The 16918-nt window shown below is 69.4% G+C and carries 14 protein-coding genes and 6 pseudogenes; 13 read left to right on the top strand and 7 right to left on the bottom strand.

Annotated features, from left to right (window positions below):
• Positions 1–64 precede the first annotated feature (64 nt).
• Positions 65–1192, bottom strand: coding sequence for a phospholipase D-like domain-containing protein (locus AC2W7M_RS06820; protein WP_486131139.1), 1128 nt, complete (start codon positions 1190–1192; stop codon positions 65–67).
• Complete coding sequence (locus AC2W7M_RS06825) at positions 1189–1482, bottom strand: PLDc N-terminal domain-containing protein (protein WP_486131141.1); 294 nt, start codon at positions 1480–1482, stop codon at positions 1189–1191. The genes AC2W7M_RS06820 and AC2W7M_RS06825 overlap by 4 nt, the downstream gene beginning before the upstream one ends.
• 374 nt (positions 1483–1856) lie before the next feature.
• Between AC2W7M_RS06825 and AC2W7M_RS06830 the strand changes: the two genes are divergently transcribed.
• A complete protein-coding gene (locus AC2W7M_RS06830) occupies positions 1857–2966 on the top strand; it encodes an ABC transporter substrate-binding protein (RefSeq protein WP_486131143.1) in 1110 nt (369 codons plus the stop codon).
• A 68-nt stretch (positions 2967–3034) separates the two neighbouring features.
• Here the strand turns inward: AC2W7M_RS06830 and AC2W7M_RS06835 are convergent, their stop codons facing one another.
• The gene (locus AC2W7M_RS06835; protein WP_486131145.1) at positions 3035–3760 is read right to left on the bottom strand and encodes a TetR/AcrR family transcriptional regulator; all 726 of its coding nucleotides are present in this window, start codon (positions 3758–3760) and stop codon (positions 3035–3037) included.
• Positions 3761–3926: 166 nt separating this feature from the next.
• Here AC2W7M_RS06835 and AC2W7M_RS06840 point away from each other — a divergent pair, with 166 nt between their 5' ends.
• From AC2W7M_RS06840 to AC2W7M_RS06895, 12 genes and pseudogenes are all read left to right on the top strand, one after another.
• Entirely contained in the window at positions 3927–5462 is a 1536-nt protein-coding gene (locus AC2W7M_RS06840) for an AMP-binding protein (RefSeq protein WP_486131147.1), read from the top strand.
• Positions 5459–6067: pseudogene (locus AC2W7M_RS06845) on the top strand (thiolase family protein); the annotation flags it as partial. The gene AC2W7M_RS06840 and the pseudogene AC2W7M_RS06845, both read left to right, overlap by 4 nt.
• 142 nt (positions 6068–6209) lie before the next feature.
• Positions 6210–6497 carry a thiolase C-terminal domain-containing protein gene (locus tag AC2W7M_RS06850; protein WP_486131162.1) on the top strand — a complete coding sequence of 96 codons (288 nt, stop codon included), beginning with the start codon at positions 6210–6212 and terminating at the stop codon, positions 6495–6497.
• Positions 6382–6624 (top strand): annotated as a pseudogene (locus tag AC2W7M_RS06855) (thiolase C-terminal domain-containing protein); the annotation flags it as partial. The gene AC2W7M_RS06850 and the pseudogene AC2W7M_RS06855, both read left to right, overlap by 116 nt.
• Positions 6625–6656: 32 nt before the next feature.
• On the top strand, positions 6657–7451 hold the full coding sequence (locus AC2W7M_RS06860) for an enoyl-CoA hydratase/isomerase family protein (protein WP_486131149.1): 795 nt from the start codon (positions 6657–6659) through the stop codon (positions 7449–7451).
• 28 nt (positions 7452–7479) lie between these two features.
• On the top strand, positions 7480–7845 hold the full coding sequence (locus AC2W7M_RS06865; protein WP_486131151.1) for a Zn-ribbon domain-containing OB-fold protein: 366 nt from the start codon (positions 7480–7482) through the stop codon (positions 7843–7845).
• A 116-nt stretch (positions 7846–7961) separates the two neighbouring features.
• On the top strand, positions 7962–8858 hold the full coding sequence (locus AC2W7M_RS06870) for a branched-chain amino acid ABC transporter permease (RefSeq protein ID WP_486131153.1): 897 nt from the start codon (positions 7962–7964) through the stop codon (positions 8856–8858).
• A 10-nt stretch (positions 8859–8868) separates the two neighbouring features.
• Positions 8869–9276: pseudogene (locus AC2W7M_RS06875) on the top strand (branched-chain amino acid ABC transporter permease); the annotation flags it as partial.
• A 40-nt stretch (positions 9277–9316) separates the two neighbouring features.
• Positions 9317–10621, top strand: a complete 1305-nt coding sequence (locus AC2W7M_RS06880) for an ATP-binding cassette domain-containing protein (protein ID WP_486131164.1) — start codon at positions 9317–9319, stop codon at positions 10619–10621.
• Positions 10618–11133: an ABC transporter ATP-binding protein gene (locus AC2W7M_RS06885; protein WP_486131155.1), complete on the top strand. Its 516-nt coding sequence runs from the start codon at positions 10618–10620 to the stop codon at positions 11131–11133. The genes AC2W7M_RS06880 and AC2W7M_RS06885 overlap by 4 nt, the downstream gene beginning before the upstream one ends.
• Positions 11127–11324, top strand: a complete 198-nt coding sequence (locus AC2W7M_RS06890; protein ID WP_486131157.1) for a hypothetical protein — start codon at positions 11127–11129, stop codon at positions 11322–11324. The genes AC2W7M_RS06885 and AC2W7M_RS06890 overlap by 7 nt, the downstream gene beginning before the upstream one ends.
• Before the next feature lie 100 nt (positions 11325–11424).
• Positions 11425–13101: pseudogene (locus AC2W7M_RS06895) on the top strand (thiamine pyrophosphate-dependent enzyme).
• A 13-nt stretch (positions 13102–13114) separates the two neighbouring features.
• On the opposite strand, the gene AC2W7M_RS06900 reads toward AC2W7M_RS06895, so the two are convergent.
• The 4 genes and pseudogenes from AC2W7M_RS06900 to AC2W7M_RS06915 form a co-directional block, all read right to left on the bottom strand.
• On the bottom strand, positions 13115–14569 hold the full coding sequence (locus tag AC2W7M_RS06900; RefSeq protein ID WP_486131159.1) for an alpha/beta hydrolase: 1455 nt from the start codon (positions 14567–14569) through the stop codon (positions 13115–13117).
• A 32-nt stretch (positions 14570–14601) separates the two neighbouring features.
• Complete coding sequence (locus tag AC2W7M_RS06905) at positions 14602–14907, bottom strand: alkylphosphonate utilization protein (RefSeq protein WP_486131161.1); 306 nt, start codon at positions 14905–14907, stop codon at positions 14602–14604.
• A 27-nt stretch (positions 14908–14934) separates the two neighbouring features.
• A pseudogene (locus tag AC2W7M_RS06910) lies at positions 14935–16181 on the bottom strand (Hsp70 family protein).
• 94 nt (positions 16182–16275) lie between these two features.
• A pseudogene (locus AC2W7M_RS06915) lies at positions 16276–16918 on the bottom strand (HTD2 family dehydratase); the annotation flags it as partial.

Here is a 16918-nt window from a genome sequence, read left to right on the forward strand (position 1 = left end):
GGGTGCGGCGTCCCGGACGCGCGGCGCGCGCCCGTGCCAGACGCGCCGTCGGGTACGCGCCCCGCTAAAGGACCGGGCCGAGCATGGCGATCGCGTTGTTCCAAAGCTGGCGCGGGCGGTTTAGGCCCTCCACATCCTCCCGCACGACCGGCGCGGCGGCGTCCATGAACACCTGCTGGCGCGCCCGCATCTGGACGGTGAAGGCGGGGCCGTAGATCAGGATGTTGTTCTCCGCGTTCAGCTCGAAGCTGCGGCGGTCGATGTTGGCCGAGCCGATCAGCGTCACCTCGCCGTCGAGGGTCAGCGTCTTGGCGTGCAGCAGCCCGCCCGCATATTCGCGGATCTGAACGCCGGCTTCGATCAGGTCCCGGTAGTAGCTCCGGCTCGCCGCCGCCACGATCCAGGAATCATTGCGCGCCGGAAAGACGATGGTGGTCGCGACCCCGCGCCGCGCGCTGCCGCACAGGGCGGCTTGGATCGGCTCGTCCGGCACGTAATAGGGCGTGGTGATGACGAGTTCGCGCCGCGCTGCGTTCATCAGCGCCACGAAGGTCTCCGGCATGGCCGAATAGCGCACCCCCGCCCCCGAGCCGATCGCCTGCGCGACGAAGCCGGCCTCCGGCGCCGGCAGCGGCTCGGCGAACAGCGGGCTCAGATCCTCGTCGGTCTGGGACATCCAGTTGGCTGCGAACAGATGCTGCTTCTGCCGCACGATCGGTCCCTCGAACCGCGCCAACACGTCCACCCACGGCGCATACTTCGCTTTCACCGCGAACGCCGCATCGGCGCAGTTCTGGCTGCCGCAATAGGCGATCCGGTTGTCTACCACCAGGATCTTGCGGTGATTGCGCATGTCGATGCGGCCCTTGAACGGCCGCAGCAGTGGATTGCCCACCGGCAGGGCCGCGGCGAGCCTCACGCCGGCGTCGGCCATGTCGCGCCAGTGGACCGAGCGCACCAGCGCCCGCGAACCGAGATCGTCCACGATCAACCGGCAGACCACCCCGCGCGCCGCAGCCCGCTTGACCGCGTCCATCATCTTGATGCCGCTGCCGTCCGCGAGCCAGATGTAGAACAGCACATGGACGCTGTGCCGAGCGGCGTCGATGTCGGCGACCATGGCATCCACGGCCGCGGCCGAATCCGGCGTCAGTTCGGCACGGTTGCCGCCGACCGGCAGGAACCCGTTCACCGAATGGCGACCCGGAAGAGCGGGACATACCGCTCGGGGACGCAAGCCTCGGCGGAGGCGCCAGCGATGGTTTCGGCCGGCGGAAGCGCCTTCTGCGCAGCGTGCAGCCGTTCGATCCGGCGACGGCCGAGATTGACCTCGCCGAACAGGATGTAGGCAAGGACGCCGATCACCGGCGCCAGCGCGATCACCAGCACCCAGGCGAAGCGGGACGCCGGCTCGCGATGCGGGCGCAGCAGGGCGCGGACGATGAAGACGAGTTGGAGCACCGCCTGCGCGGCGAACAGCATCCAGGCGAGGACGGCGGAATCATGCATGGGTCTGGCCGGCGCGGTGAACCTTGGCCGCCGCTTTAAACCATGTTCGGCGCCAGCGCACCCAGGGATGGCGGGTCCGTGCGCGATGCGCCCGGCGATGCTGGCCGGCTATGGCCGCGCTGGCCGGAGACCGCCGGTCCTCGCCCTCAAAGGCCGAGGCTCAGCGCACCCTCGCGTGAGGCAGGCCCTTGCGGAGATCCGCACGATCCGTTACCCCTACCAAAAAGAATATAAAACTTACTCACGAGTTTTGCCGATGACTTTCGGCAAGGCCGAAGAGCATGGTGGAGGAACGAGACATGGCATGGTGCGGATCAGCGAAAAGCGCCCTCCGGGCAGGCGTCGGCATGACCCTTGCGACGCTGGCGCCTTACGGCGCGGCGTGGGCGCAGGCGCCGGTGAAGATCGGCGTAGTGGAAGGCCTCAGCGGGCCGCCGGCGATCGTCGATTTCGGCGAGAGCTATCTGCAGGGCATCAAGCTCGCGCTTGAGGACTACAAGGCCAAGGGTGGCAAGACGCCCATCGAACTCGTCATTTATGATGACGAGGCGAACCCGCAGCGGGCCGTCTCCGTGGTCCAGCGCCTGATCCAGAACGACGGCGTCGCCGGAGTCATCGGCACTGTCTCCAGCGGCAATGTGATGGCCTTCGCCCCGGTGCTCCAGCGCGCGGGCGTGCCACTCATCGCCGGCCCCTCGGCGGCCACCGACATCACCGCCAAGTTCATCGATCAGAAGCCGAGCTTCATCTTCCGCTGCTCGATGATCGAGAAGTACCAGATCGACGCGATTCTCGATTGGGCGGTGAAGAACTACAAGAAGATCGGCTTGCTCCACTCCACCACCGGTTACGGCAACTTTGCCGCCCAGGAGGCCACTGCCGGCCTGAAGGCACGCGGCGTCACGCTCGCCGCCGTGGAAGCGGCCGCGCCCGGCGTCAACGATCTGACGCCCCAGATGATCAAGATGCGCGACGCGGGCGTCGACCTGATCCTGCACTTCCACGAGTCGTTCGAGCTACCCTACCGCCCGCTGCCGCGGCTCGACTACAAGCCCGTCTTCGCGGGCAATTGGGGGCTGTCCTCGCTGAAGGTGAAGGACATCGTCGGCGTCGAAGCGATCCAGGGCACCGCCATGGGCCAGGCGCTGGATCTGTCCGACCCCAAAGCGCAGACCTTCAACAAGCGCATGACCGAGAAGTACGGCAAGGACTATCGCTGGCCCGTGGTGGCCGCGCTCGGATACGACGCGGGGCAGATCATGTTCGCCGCGGTGGACAAGGTGGGCACGTCGGATCCCGCAAAGCTGCGCGACGCCATCGAGACCATCGACAATGTCCAGGCGGTCTCCGCGACACCGGCGAAGCCGTTCAGCCCCACCGACCATGAATGCCTCGGCCAGGGCGACATCTTCCTCGGCATCTGGAAGGGCGACACCGTGGTGCCGGCACCCAAATAGCAGGCCAGCGGCCGGGCTGGCGCCCGGCCGCTCCCGGGGGCGGTCCATACGGCGCACAGGAGGATGGATCAGGCCAGCGGCTTGACCGTTTTCCGCGCGACCCTCGCGGCCCGGGATTTCGATGACGACGGATTGGCGGGTGACCTGACCGCTGCGGGAGCCGCAAGTCCAGAGATCAGCAGAGCGGCAAAGCTCTCCATGATCTCCTCGGGGGTGTTCGGGCCGGAATCGCGATACCAAGCGGGAATCCAGTTCACCACGCCGAGGGCGAACAGGCTGGCGAGCTTGGGATCGCAGTGGCCGATGGAACCGTCCGCGACTCCGAGGGTGATCAGTTCCTTGGTGGCGGCGCTGATGCGCTTGCGGCGGGCGACGACCTTCGCGCGGTCTTCCGGTGTGAGGGAGTCCACGTCGGTCAGGACCGGGCAGTTGCCGAGATCGCCGAAGATGCCTTCCATGTAGCGTCGCAGATAGATGATGAGCTTTTCGAGGCCGGTGCCATCATGGGCAGCCGCCAGGGCAAGACCTGCCTCGCCATTATCCATCGCCACCTGATGGCACGCGTAGAGCAGCTCCTGCTTGCTCTTGAAGTACTGGTAGAGCGTCGGCTTCGACACGCCGAGGACGGACGCCACGTCGTCCATCGACGTATTGGCGAAGCCCCGGCGATTGAAGGCGGAGGCGGCCACGCGAAGCACCGCCTCCCGCTTGCGGCGGCGCTGCTCGTCACGGTCGAACGCTGCCCGTCCTGGAGCGGGGGCGCGGCTCGCCGTAGCGGAGGAGGTGTCACTCATGAACGGCGCATCCTGCTTGGGATGATCGAAGGCCAGACCCGGCCGAAGGCACGTGTCGAGGCGCGAGATTCGAAAACGAAAAACGGACAGGCATGCTTGCACAAAACCACAAAAACAGCTAGCCTGACTTTCAAGTAAATATAACTACTAATTGGTAGGACGCCCTATGAGCATCGCCACGCTCATCCTGCAGACCGCGCGGCGTCTGCCGGAAAATCCAGCGGTCACGGACGCCGACGGCACCCTCACCTATGCCGCCTTCGCCGAACGCTCTGCCCGCCTCGCTGGCGGCTTCAGAGCGTCAGGCCTTCAGCCCGGCGCCCGGGTGGTGCTCTACATGGAGAACACCGGGGCCTTCTTCGAGTGCCTGCTGGGGTGCTGGATCGCCGGGCTGTGCGCCGTGCCGGTCAACGCCAAGCTGCATCCCCGCGAAGTCGCCGGCATCGCTGCCGATTCCGGCGCCGAGCTCCTCGTGACCACCCCCGGGCTCTTCGACCCGCTCGCGGCCGAAGCCGGCGCCTTGCCGCAGCTGCGCGCGCTGGTTTCGACTGGGACCGGCGAATACGCCCGCCTCGCTGGCGCTGCGCCCATCGCCTGCGTCGATGCCGACCCGACCGACCGCGCCTGGCTGTTCTACACCTCTGGCACCACGGGCAAGCCGAAGGGGGCCATGCTCAGCCATCGCAACCTCCTCGCCATGAGCCTTGCCTATTATGCTGACATCGACGCCGTCGACGCGGACGACACCCACGTCACCTGCGCGCCGGTATCTCACGGTGCCGGACTCTACAGCCTTCCCTTCCTCCTGAAGGGCGGCCGGCAGGTGGTGCTGCCCGGCTTTGACGTCGAAGACGTTCTGGACGCCATCGCCCGGTACGGCAAGGTCAGCCTGTTCGCGGCGCCCACCATGCTGACGCGGCTGGTGAACCACCCCGCATCGCTGACTGCCGACTTCACCAACCTGAAGACCATCTATTACGGCGGCGCGCCCATGTACGTCGCCGATCTCAAGCAGGCCCTGCGCCTCGTTGGCCCTAAGCTGTGCCAGATCTTCGGCCAGGGCGAGACGCCCATGACCATCACCGCCTTGCCGAAGGCACTGCATGTAAGTCCGGATGGCGCCCCCGCCCCGGACGAGGTGCTCGGGTCGGTCGGCTATCCGCGCTCCGGCCAGGAAGTGCGCGTGGTGGATGACGAAGGTCGAGACCTGCCGCCCGGCGAGGTCGGCGAGGTCATCACCCGCAGCGACTGCGTGATGGAAGGCTACTGGAACAATCCCGACGGCACCGCTGCCGCCTTGCGCGACGGCTGGCTCTATACCGGCGACGTCGGCAGCCTCGATGCGAAGGGCTGCCTCACGCTGCGCGACCGCTCCAAGGACCTCATCATCTCCGGCGGCAGCAACATCTATCCGCGCGAGGTGGAGGAGGTGCTGCTGCGCCATGCGGGGGTGCTGGAAGCCTCGGTGATCGGCGCGCCGCATCCCGACTGGGGCGAGGAGGTGGTGGCGTTCGTCGCCGTGCGGCCGGGCGAAAGCGTCGCGGCGGCCGAACTGGACCAGCTCTGCCTCGACAACATCGCGCGCTTCAAGCGGCCGAAGCGCTACCGTTTCGAAGCGGCTCTGCCCAAGAACAATTACGGCAAGATCCTCAAGACCGAGCTGCGCCGCCGGCTTGCCGAAGAGAAGGGAGAAGCCTCATGAGGCCCGTCTTCGTCGCCGGCATCGGCTCCACCGCGTTCGGCCGCCATCCCGGCACCGCGATCGAGTCGCTGGCCATTCGCGCCGCCGATGCCGCGATCCGCGAATCCGGCCTCGACCGTGGCGATATCGGCGCACTCTATCTCGGCAATTTCGTTGCCGGCCCCCTCTTGGGCCAGGAGGTGCTGGCGGGGCTGGTGGCCGACGGGCTTGGTCTGCCGCAGATCCCCTGCACCAAGGTGGAAGGCGCCTGCGCCTCGGGGGGCATCGCGTTCCGCCATGCCTTCCTGGCGGTGGCGACCGGCATGTGCGACATGGCGCTCGCCGTCGGGGCTGAGAAGATGACCCACGCCGACACCGCGGCCGTCACGTCGGCGCTGAACTGCGCCATGGACTTCCGCAGCGACGGGGTTAGCGGCCTCACTTTCCCCGGCCTGTTCGGGCTCGCCTGGCGGCTCTATGAGGAGCGCTACGGCGCGCGCCGGGACGACATCTCCGCCGTGGTGCGAAAGAACAAGGGCAACGGCCTCAAGAATCCGCTCGCGCAGATGGGGGCGGACCTCACCGCCGAGGAGATCGGCACGGCCCGGCTCATCTGCGACCCGCTGCGCCTCTACGACTGCTGCCCGGCGAGCGACGGCGCCGCCGCGGTGCTGCTGGTCAGCGCCGACCGGCTGCGCGACATCGCGCTCGCGCCGGTCGAGGTCCTCGCCTCGGCCCAGGCGCGCGGCAGCGCCCGCATCGCCGGCCATCCGGACCTGTGCACCTTCGAGGCGACGGTCGCGGCCGCCCCAGGCTGCCTATGGGCAGGCCGGAATCACCGCAGACGAGGTGAGCTGCGTGGAACTTCACGACTGCTTCTCGATCGCCGAGATCATCGACGCAGAGGACCTCGGCCTGATGCCGCGCTGCGCCCGGCGCCGCCTACGCCGCGGAGGGGCGCACCGCAGTGGGCGGCGACCGGCCCATCAATGCCAGCGGCGGGCTGCTCGCCAAGGGCCATCCGGTGGGCGCCACCGGACTCGGACAGATCTATGAGAGCGTGCTCCAGCTGCGCGGCACGCACCCCAACCAGGTGCAGGGCGCGCGGATCGCCCTCACCCACAATCTCGGCGGCACCGGCGTCGCCTGCACCGTCAACATCCTGCGCGCCACCGACGCCTGATCGGTCGCGCCACCCAGCATCGGAACAGATTCATGGGCGACATTCGCTGCGACCGCCACGGCAAGGTCTGGCTCATCACCATCGACCGTCCGGCGGTCATGAACTCCCTCGACTTCGCCGCCAACGACGAACTGGTGGAGGCCTTCCAAGAATTCGACCGCGACGACGGCGCGCATGTGGCTGTGGTCACGGGCGCCGGCAACAAGGCCTTCTGCGCCGGGGCGGACCTCAAGACCTATACGGTGAATTTCGCCCGCACCCCGGCGCCGGAATTCCGCAGCCGCTACACCAACGGGCCGGGCTTCGGCGGAATCACGCGCTCGGTGGAGATCGACAAACCGATCCTTGCAGCGGTCAACGGCTTCGCCATCTCCGGCGGTTTCGAACTGGCGCTCGCCTGCGACCTGAGGTTTTGCGCCCCCAATGCGGAGTTCGCCCTGCAGGACGCCAAGTGGGGCTTCCACGCCTGCGACGGCGGCCTCATCCGCTTGCCGCAGATCGTCGGCCTCGGCCATGCCATGGAGATCATCCTTTCGGGTGAGCGGGTGAATGCCGAGCACGCATTCCGCATCGGCCTCGTCAACCGCATCGTGCCGGCAGAAGACCTGGTCGGGGTCACGCTCGACTATGCGCAGATGCTGGCCAAGCGCTCGCCGCTCTCCCACCGCTTCGCCAAGGAGGTGATGCGCCGCGCCGTCGGCATGCCCATGGGCGAGGCGCTGCGGCTCGAATCCCGCTCCTTCTTCGATCTCGGCCAGAGCCAGGACATCGTCGAGGGCACCACCGCATTCCGCGAGAAGCGCGAAGCCGACTTCAAGGGGCGCTGAGCGCCCGCCACCAGGATTACGCCGTTCCATGACCTTGCCGTTTTCCGACCCGCCCGACGTGGAGATCCTGCGCTGCGCCGCATGCGGCCAGCTCGATCCGGGTCCGCGCGAGCTTTGCCCGTCCTGCTTCAGCCCGCGCATGGAACCGGTTGCCGTGGCGGGCCGCGGGGTGCTCGTCTCCTGGACCCTGGTGCGCCGCCCGCCCTCGCGCTTCCAGGCGGACGGCCCCTATGCGGTCGCCGTGGTCGACCTCGACTGCGGCGTGCGCCTGACCGGGCGCCTCGCCGAGGTTCCCAACGAAGAAGCGGGGGCGCCAGCACTCGGTGCCCGCATGCGCCTCAGCGGCGGCACGGCAGGCATGGCCCTGTTCGCGCCCGAACCCGAGGACCGCTGAATCGACGACGACAGGTCGGCGCAAGACCGGCCGGAGCCAAGCCTTTCGAGGGATAGAACGCCGATGAATTTGCCCATCTCCAAGCTTCGGCCCGCGCGCCGCCCGGCAGGTGCGCCGTGACGCTGGTCAACTTCTTCCAGCTCCTGGTGAGCGGGATCGCCATGGGCGCCATCTACACGCTCACGGCCAAGGGCCTGTTCATCACCCATCTCGCCACCCATCGGCTGAACTTCGGCCAGGGCGACTTCTTGATGGTGGGCGCCTTCGCCTCCATCGGCATGCTCGCAGCCGGGGTTCCGGCGCCGCTCGCTGTGCTCGGCGTGCTGGTCCTCATGGGGGTGCTCGGCTATCTGCTGGAGCGGTTCGCCATCCGCCCGCTGGACCGGCTGGGCGACCGCGCGGGCGCCTATTCCTGGGTGCTCACCACCGCCGGCGCGGCGCTGATCCTTCAGAACATCGTCGAGCTGGGATTCGGCAAGTCGGCGCAATACGCGCCGCCGCTGTTCTCCAGCACCCGCGACAACGTCATCAACATTCTCGGCGTCGGCATCTTCTTCGAAGAGGCGGCCATCATCGTCGCCGCCTTCCTTATCGTCGGCGCCTTCTACTGGTTCCTGTTTGGCACGCGTTGGGGCAAGGCGGTCTACGCGGTCGCCTTCAATCCCGAGGCGGCCTCTTTGTTCGGCATCGACGTGCGCGGTGTCGTCGTGCTGGTGTTCGTGCTGGCGGCCCTGATGGCGGGCATCTCGGGCGTCCTGGTGGGGCCGCTGGTGTCGGTTCATCCCCACATGGGATTGATCTTCACCATCAAGGCGCTGGCGGTGGCGGCGGTGGGCGGGTTCACGAACCCGGTCGGCATCCTCATCGGCGGCCTCCTATTCGGCGTCGCCGAAGCGTTCTCGAATTATTGGGACAGCGCCTTCGGCGACCTCTATCCGCTGCTGTTCGTGATGGCCATGCTCGTGTTCCGCCCTTCCGGGCTGTTCGGCGAGCGGCGCGCCGACGTGCGCTGAGGAGGCCGAGATGCCACGCATTCCCCGCCTCCTGGCCTACGCCCTCGCCGCCGGCGTGATCGCCACCTTTCCCTTCCTCGCGCCGAACCCCTTCTTCGTGCATGTGGGACAGACCTTCGCCTATACCGCGATCGCGGTGATCGGCCTCAACATCCTGCTCGGCCTGTCGGGACAGATGTCGCTCGGCCATGGCGGCTTCTATGCGGTGGGGGCCTATGCTTCCGCCATCCTCGCCACCACCTATGGCTGGCCGCTGACGCTCTCCATGGCGGCAGCGTTGGGCGCGAGCCTTTTGACTGGCGTCCTGGTGGGCGCGGTGGCGCTGCGCACCCGCGGGCTCTATCTCGCCATGGCAACCCTGGCGTTCGGCTTCATCGTCGAGATCGTCGCGCAGCGCTGGATCAGCGTCACCGGCGGCACAATGGGCCTCATGGGGGTGCCGCAGATCGACTTCGGCAATTTCCGCATGGGCGACCTACTTCTTTTGGTTCGCCGCCGGCCTGCTGCTGATCGTGCAGATCGCCAGCGACTATGTGTTCGGCTCCGCCGTCGGCCGTCGGCTGAACGCGGTGAAGGAGAGCGAATCCTTCGCCGCGACGGTGGGCCTCAACGTGCCCCTGTGGCGGCTCGGCGTATTCGCCGCGAGCGCGGCGCTCGCCGGGCTTGCGGGCGTGCTGTTCTCCCATCAGAGCGGCTTCGTCTCTTCCGACGCCTTCAGCATCCGCCTGACCATCTCGCTGCTCATCGCGACCGTCATCGGCGGACTCGGGCGCTCGGCTGGCCCGCTGCTCGGCACCGCGATCCTGATCGCCATCGCCGAGGCCATCGCCGCGGTTCACGACATCGGCCTCATGCTCTATGGCGGCATTCTCCTGATCGTGCTTCTGGTCTTCCCCGAAGGCGCCATCGGCCTGTTCGGCCGCCGGCGCGCACCGGCGCGGGCGGTGCCGGGGGGCGTGCCCGAATTCCAGCCGCACAGCGCCGCGCGGGATGGCGCGGACGGGCGGCTTGAGGTGGAGGGCGTCACCAAGAGCTATGCGGGCGTGGTGGCGCTGCGCGACGTGACGCTCTCGGTCGCGCCTGGAACCATCCATGCCTTGATCGGCCCGAACGGGGCCGGAAAGTCCACGTTCATCAACGTGGTTGCCGGCCTTTACGCACCCACCGCCGGCCGCATCCGCATCGGCGGCGCGGATGTCACCGGCCTGCCGGCGCACCGGCGTGCGCGCCTCGGCCTGGTGCGCACCTTCCAGAACCTCCAGCTGATCCAGAGCGTGAGCGTCATCGAGAACGTGATGCTGGGCATGAAGCGGCAGCGCAGCCTTGCCGGCGACGTGCTCGCCTTCCTCGGCGGTGCAGGCCACGAGGCGCGCGAGCGGGCGGAAGCCGCCTCCATCCTCGCCTTCCTCGGCATCGGCGATCTCGCGGACATGCGGCCCAAGGACCTCTCCTACGGCCACCGCAAGCTGGTGGAGTTGGCGCGCGCCATCGCCCAGAAGCCCGCCATCCTGCTGCTGGACGAGCCGGTGGCGGGCGTCAATCCGCAGGAGGCGCGCGAGGTCGCCCGCATCGTGGCCAAGCTCCGAGATGCCGGCATCAGCGTGCTGCTGGTGGAGCACAACATGGAGTTCGTGATGGGCCTTGCCGACCGGGTGACGGTGCTTGATTTCGGCAACCGCATCGCCTGCGGAACGCCGGCGGAGGTGCAGAAGGACCCGAATGTCATCCGGGCCTATCTCGGCGCTGCGGAGGACGCGGCATGATCGAGGTGGAGAACATCGAGGTCGCCATCGGCGCGGTGGGTATCCTCCACGACGTCTCGCTGCGGCTTGAGCCGGGGCGCCTCGTCACGGTGATCGGCGCCAATGGCGCCGGCAAGACGACGCTGCTGCGCACGCTGTCCAACATCGTCACGCCAAGCGCCGGAGCAATCCGCTTCGATGGCCGACCGACCGCCGGTATCAAGCCCCATTTGCTGGCGCGCGCCGGCCTGGTGCACGTGCCGCAGGGCCGTCAGATCGTGCCCGGTCTCTCGGTGCGCGACAATCTGGTGATCGGCGCCGACCGCGTCGCCGGCCTTGATCGCGACGCCATCGCCGCGGGGCTGGAGCGGGAGTTCGTGCGCTTCCCGGTCCTCAAGGAGCGCCAGCACATTCCCGGGGGCAACCTCTCCGGCGGCGAGCAGCAGATGCTGGCTGTGAGCCGCGCGCTGATGATGCGGCCGAAGGTGCTGCTGCTGGACGAACCTCGCTCGGTCTCGCCCCGCAAGTGGTGACGACCATCCTGAAGGCCCTGCGCGGCCTCGCCGACGACGGCCTCGCTGTCCTGCTGGTGGAGCAGTTGGCGCTGCTGGCGCTCGACACCGCGGATGAGGCCCACGTGCTTCAGCGCGGCCGCGTCGCGCTCAGCGGACCCGCCCGCGACCTGCGCCGGGACCGGGCGGTGATCGAGAGCTACCTCGGCTAGAGCACCTTGCGACCGGCGCTGCGATGCGGGGCTTGAAAACCGTTCCGCCCCCGCACCCAGCCCTTGCGGAGGCGGATTCTTCTCAGGCAGGATCGCGCCCATGACGCCAAAGCCCAATACCCGCACCGGCGGGCGCATCCTCGTCGACCAGCTTCTGATCCACGGCGCGGACACCGCCTTCTGCGTGCCCGGCGAGAGCTATCTCGAAGTGCTCGACGCGCTGTTCGACGCGCGCGACCGCTTCCGGCTGATCAATGCCCGCCACGAGGCCGGCGCCGCCAACATGGCCGAGGCCTACGGCAAGCTCACGGGGCGGCCGGGCATCGCCCTGGTGACGCGCGGGCCCGGCGCCTGCCATGCGGCGGTGGGGGTGCACACGGCGTTCCAGGATTCGACCCCCATGATCCTGCTGATCGGCCAGGTGGGGCGCGACATGATGGACCGCGAGGCGTTCCAGGAGATCGACTACCGGCAGATGTTCGGCCCGGTCGCCAAATGGGCAGCGCAGATCGACGTCACCGCCCGCATCCCGGAATACATGGCCCGCGCCTTCCGCGTGGCCACCTCCGGGCGGCCGGGGCCGGTCGTCCTGGCGCTGCCCGAGGACATGCTCACCGAGGCCGCCGACACGCCCGACGCCGCCTCCTGGCGCCCCCTGGAGCCGGCCCCTCCGCCCGAGGCTGCGCTGGAGAAGCTGCGCGCCTTGCTGGAGCAGGCCGAGCGACCGCTGGTCCTGGTGGGCGGTCCGGGCTGGACCGACGCGGGCGCCGCCGCCATGCGCGCCTTCGCCGAGGCGAACGGCCTGCCGGTGGCCACCTCCTTCCGCCGCCAGGACGCCTTCGATCACCGATCGGATTGCTTCGCCGGCGATCTCGGCACCTCCGGGCCGCCGTCGCTGGTGCGGGACGTGAAGGAGGCGGACCTCCTCCTCGTCATCGGCGCCCGGCTGGGCGAGATGACCACCAGGGCTACACGGTGCTGGACAGTCCGCAGCCGCGGCAGGTGCTGGCCCATGTCCATGCCGATCCGGACGAACTCGGCCGCGTCTTTGCCCGGACCTTGCGGTCTCGGCCACCGCCGCGGCCATGGCGCTGGCGCTGGGCGGACAGCGCTGGTTCGCGCCCGAGCGCTGGGCCGCCTGGCGCGACCGGCTGCGCGCGGGCTATCTGGACGCGCTGCGCCCGAGCCATCCGCCGGGCGACCTCGATCTTCCCGCCTGCATGGCGGCGCTCGCCGGACGTCTCGGGGCCGACGGCATCGTCACGGTGGACGCCGGCAACCACACCGGCTGGCCGCAGCGCTTCCTGCCCTTCGGCCGGCCGGGACGGCTCATCGGCCCCACCAGCGGCGCCATGGGCTATTCGGTGCCGGCGGGGGTCGCCGCCGCCCTCCTCCATCCCGACCGCGTCGTGGTGAGCTGCGTCGGCGACGGCGGCTTCATGATGAGCGGGCAGGAGATCGCCACCGCCGCGCAGCACGGGGCGAAGCCGATCGTGCTCCTGTTCAACAATTCCACCTATGGCACCATCCGCATGCACCAGGAGCGCGAGCATCCGGGCCGGGTGGTGGGCACGGACCTCGTCAATCCCGACTTCGTCGCCATGGCCGCCGCCATGGGCGCTCATGCCGAGCGCGTGGCGCGGACGGACGCGTTCGCCCCCGCGCTCGACCGCGCGCTTGCGGCCGCCGCGCGGCGCTGATCGAGCTTGCCGTCGATCCGGAGATCGTCTCCACCCGCACCACCATCTCGGCGCTCAGGGCGAAGGCGCGCGGCTGAGCCGCCGTTGCCGTCAGCGGGCTGGCGCGATGCCCGCCTCGATGCGCTCCAGGAGATAGGGGAAGAACGGGTTCGACGACATGCGCACCAGCATGTCCACGTTCACCACCAGCGCGCCGTATTCGCCCCGGGCGGCGATGTTGCCGAGGCTGATGCCGAAGTCGTCCTTGGGGTCTGGCTCCAGCCCGTACAGCCCGTCGCTGAGCGGGAACGGCACCGCCACATGGGAGAGCGAATACACGTCGCGCGGATAGGCGGCGCCGAGCGTGCGCCGCACCTCGTCGGTGGCGTGGGCCGGCGTCTCGCGCACCTCCGCCTGCGCGGTGTCGGCGGCGGCATTCGCCACCACCGCGACGCGGAACGGCCGCGGCGCCGGCGGCAGCAGGCGATCGAGCGCGGTATCCGCCCGCACGGTGAGAAGCTGCTCGAAGGCGGTGTCGCGGTTGATGTCGAACAGCACCAGTTCGCTGCCATTGTCCGGCAGGCGCCGGTGCAGCTGCTCGATCACCGCCCGCGTGCTCACCGTGTGGTCGAGGACCGACTGGAAGGTCAGGACCGGCGGCAGTCCCGCGAGGACCCCGTCCGTCAGATGCCGGCGCATGTTCTCGTTGAGTGCCTGCGTCAAAAGCCAGGACTGGCGCGCGGCGTGCACCGGAAACGAGTTGTACTTGAAGGGGTTGAACTCGGGGATGATGGAGAGCCACGCCGCCTTGGCAAACGCCGGGAAGATGGCGGGCCAGCCGGCGAGGCCGGCGAAGCGGGCGAACGCCGTCACCCCCACCATGGGCGAGACGAGGACGATCTTGTCCGGGCGACCCAGCGCCGGGGCGTCCAGCGCGTCGAGCGCATGCATCAGCGCCAGCGCGCCGCCATTGGAATAGCCGACGAGGTGGAACGGGCCGTCCGGCACGCGCCGCTTGGCCTCGCGCACGGCGAGCCGGGCGGCGGCGCGCCAGTCGTCATAATCGACGCCCATCAGCGCGCCCGGCACCAGACCGTGGCCCGGCAGGCGGATGGAGAGGGCGAGAAAGCCCAGCGCCGCATAGCGCCGCGCCACATGGCGCAGGCTGTAGGGGGAATCGGTCAGCCCATGCAGCAGCACCGCGACGCCCCGCACCGGACCCTCCGGCTCGATCACGAACGAGCGGTTGAAGTCCTGCGCGAAGCGCGCCGGGAAGATCGGGCTGAGCGCATAATAGCGGTCATAGGGCACGCGGGCGCGCGGCGGCAGCTGGTCGGTGACGTCGCGCCGCACCTGCGCGAACAGGCGGTCCTCGGCGGCGAGATAGTCGGCGAAGCTGGCGCGGTCGAGTTCGGCGCGGCTCAATTCCTCGGGCTCGAATGTGTGCCAGAGCTCGAGCGGCGCGCCGCGCTGGGAATCCACCGCCCGCACCACGAACACGGTCGCCAGCGCCACCAGCACCAGCGAGGCGACCCAGCGGACGGTCCAGACCAGACGCTTGCCCATGCCCTTTGCCCCCGTTCCGGCGGCCTGCCGGCTCACACCTTGCGCACGAATTCCGCGCGCAGCACCAGCCCCTTGATGCCGGGATGGCGGCAGTCGATCTCCTGCGCGTCGCCGGTGAGGCGGATGGACTTGATGACCGTGCCGCGCTTCAGGGTCTGGTTGGCGCCCTTCACCGTGAGGTCCTTGATAAGGGCGACGCTGTCGCCGTCCGCCAGCAGGTTGCCGACCGAATCGCGCACCTCCACGCCGGCGGGTCCCGCCTTCTGGGCCGCCTCGCCGGGGCTGAGCCACTCGCCGGTGGCCTCGTCATAGACGTAATCGTCGTCGCCACTGGTCATGCCTGATCCTGCCAAGTTGGGTCCCGCTCACCCGTAGCGCCGCTGGGCCTCGATGGCGAGCCCCGTGCCGACCGAACCGAAGGTGTCGCCCTCGATCACCCGCGCCTGAGGGACGCAGGCGCAGATGGCGGCGCGCACATGGGCGAGGCGGGTGGAGCCGCCGGTGAGGAACAGCGCGTCGATGGCGTCCGCTTCGAGGCCCGCCGTCGTCAGGCAGGCGCCGATGCGCGCGGCGATGCGATCCGCCAGAAGGCCGGTGTGGCGCACGAGGTCCTCGTGGGCGATGCCCACCGAAAGGCCCGCCTCCAGCACCGCGAGGTCGAGCCGGGTCGCCCCCGCCTCGGCGACGCGGATCTTCGCCGCCTCCACGTCGAGCGCCAGAGCGTGGCCGCGCTCGTCCTCCACCGCCCGCGCGAGGCGTCCGACGAGGTCGGGCTGCGCCGCCTCCCGCTCCAGCTCGCGGATGGCGCGGGCGGTCTTGCCGTCATAGAGCCGGTTGATGGCGGACCAGGTGGCGAGGTCCTGATAAAGGCCGACCGGCATGGACAGGCCCCGGCGCCGCAGCGGGCTGCCGTGGCCCAGCAGCGGCATCACCATCGCCAGCGAGAGCTGGCGGTCGAAATCCGTGCCACCGACCCGCACGCCATCATTGGCGAGGATGTCGGACGCCCGGTCGGCCCGGCCCTGGTGCCCGCGCGCGATGCGCACGATGGAGAAGTCCGAGGTGCCGCCGCCGATGTCGGCGATCAGCGCCAGCTCTTCGCCCGCAACCTGCCGCTCATAGTCGAGGCTGGCGGCGATGGGCTCGAACTGGAACGAATGGTCGGCAAAGCCGATGTCGCTGGCGATCTCGCCCAGGACGCGCTCGGCCCGCGCGTCGCCGGCCGCATCGCCGTCGACGAAATGCACCGGCCGGCCGAGAACCACCTTGTCGAGCGCGGAGCCTGCCGCCTCGGCGCCCCGCGCCTTCACGGTGGCGAGGAATTGCGCGATCACCGCCTTGAAGCCGAGCCGCTGGCGGCCCACCGGCGTGGTCTCGTCGATCAGCGCGGTGCCGAGCACGGATTTCAGCGCCCGCATCAGCCGGCCCTGCTCCCCGCCCACATAGGCGGCCATGGCGGCGCGCCCCACCAGCGGCGCACCGGTGCGCGGGAAAAGATGGCGCTCGGCAGCGTGTCGGCATCGCCCTCCAGCGGCGCGAGACGCGGGCCCTGGCCACCGACGAAGCCGAGCGTGGTGTTGGAGGTGCCGAAATCGAGGCCGCAGGCGGTCACGGGACCTCCTTGCATCATGCGGGGGCGGGAAAGAGGGGTCGGTTGCTAGAGCATCCCGTGCTGCAACGCAACAGAAAGCGGGACTGGCCGCCTCTCACTTCACCGCGTCGTCAGCTCGCCTCGGCCAGCATGGCGGCCGGCCCTCGTGGTCGGCGGTCCACAGCTCCAGGCCTTCCGCCGCCGCCGCGGCATTCAGCGTCATCGGCGGCCCGTCGAAGATCGGCCGCACCGAGCGGAACGAGAAGCGCGCGGGGCGCTGGCCCAGCAGCCGCGCGGCAAAGCCGGCGAGCAGCGTCGCCTGCAGCGGCCCGTGGACGATGAGGCCCGGATAACCCTCCTCGCGCACGCAATAGTCGCGGTCGTAATGGATGCGGTGGCCGTTGAAGGTGATGGCGGAATAGCGGAACAGCAGGGTCGGCGTCGGCACGATGGTCTCGCTGTGCTCGGCCACCCGCGCCGCGCCCATGCCGCTCCCGCCGGTCGGGGCATCGGCGCCGCGATAGACCACGTCCTGCCGCTCCTCCACCGCCAAGCCGCGCCCGGTGGCGTAGAGATGCGTCACGGTGACGAAGCACAGCGTGCCGGTACGCCCCTCCTTCACCGCCACGTCCGCGATGGTGGAGCGCCGCTCCACCTCGTCGCCCACCCGCAGCGCATTCGTGGAAGGCGAGCGCGCCACCGGCCCACATGCGGCGCGGCAGCGGCACCGGCGGCAGGAAGCCGCCGCGCGCCGGGTG

It is taken from the genome of Xanthobacter sp. BG11Y11_SDJG (genome assembly GCF_057364445.1).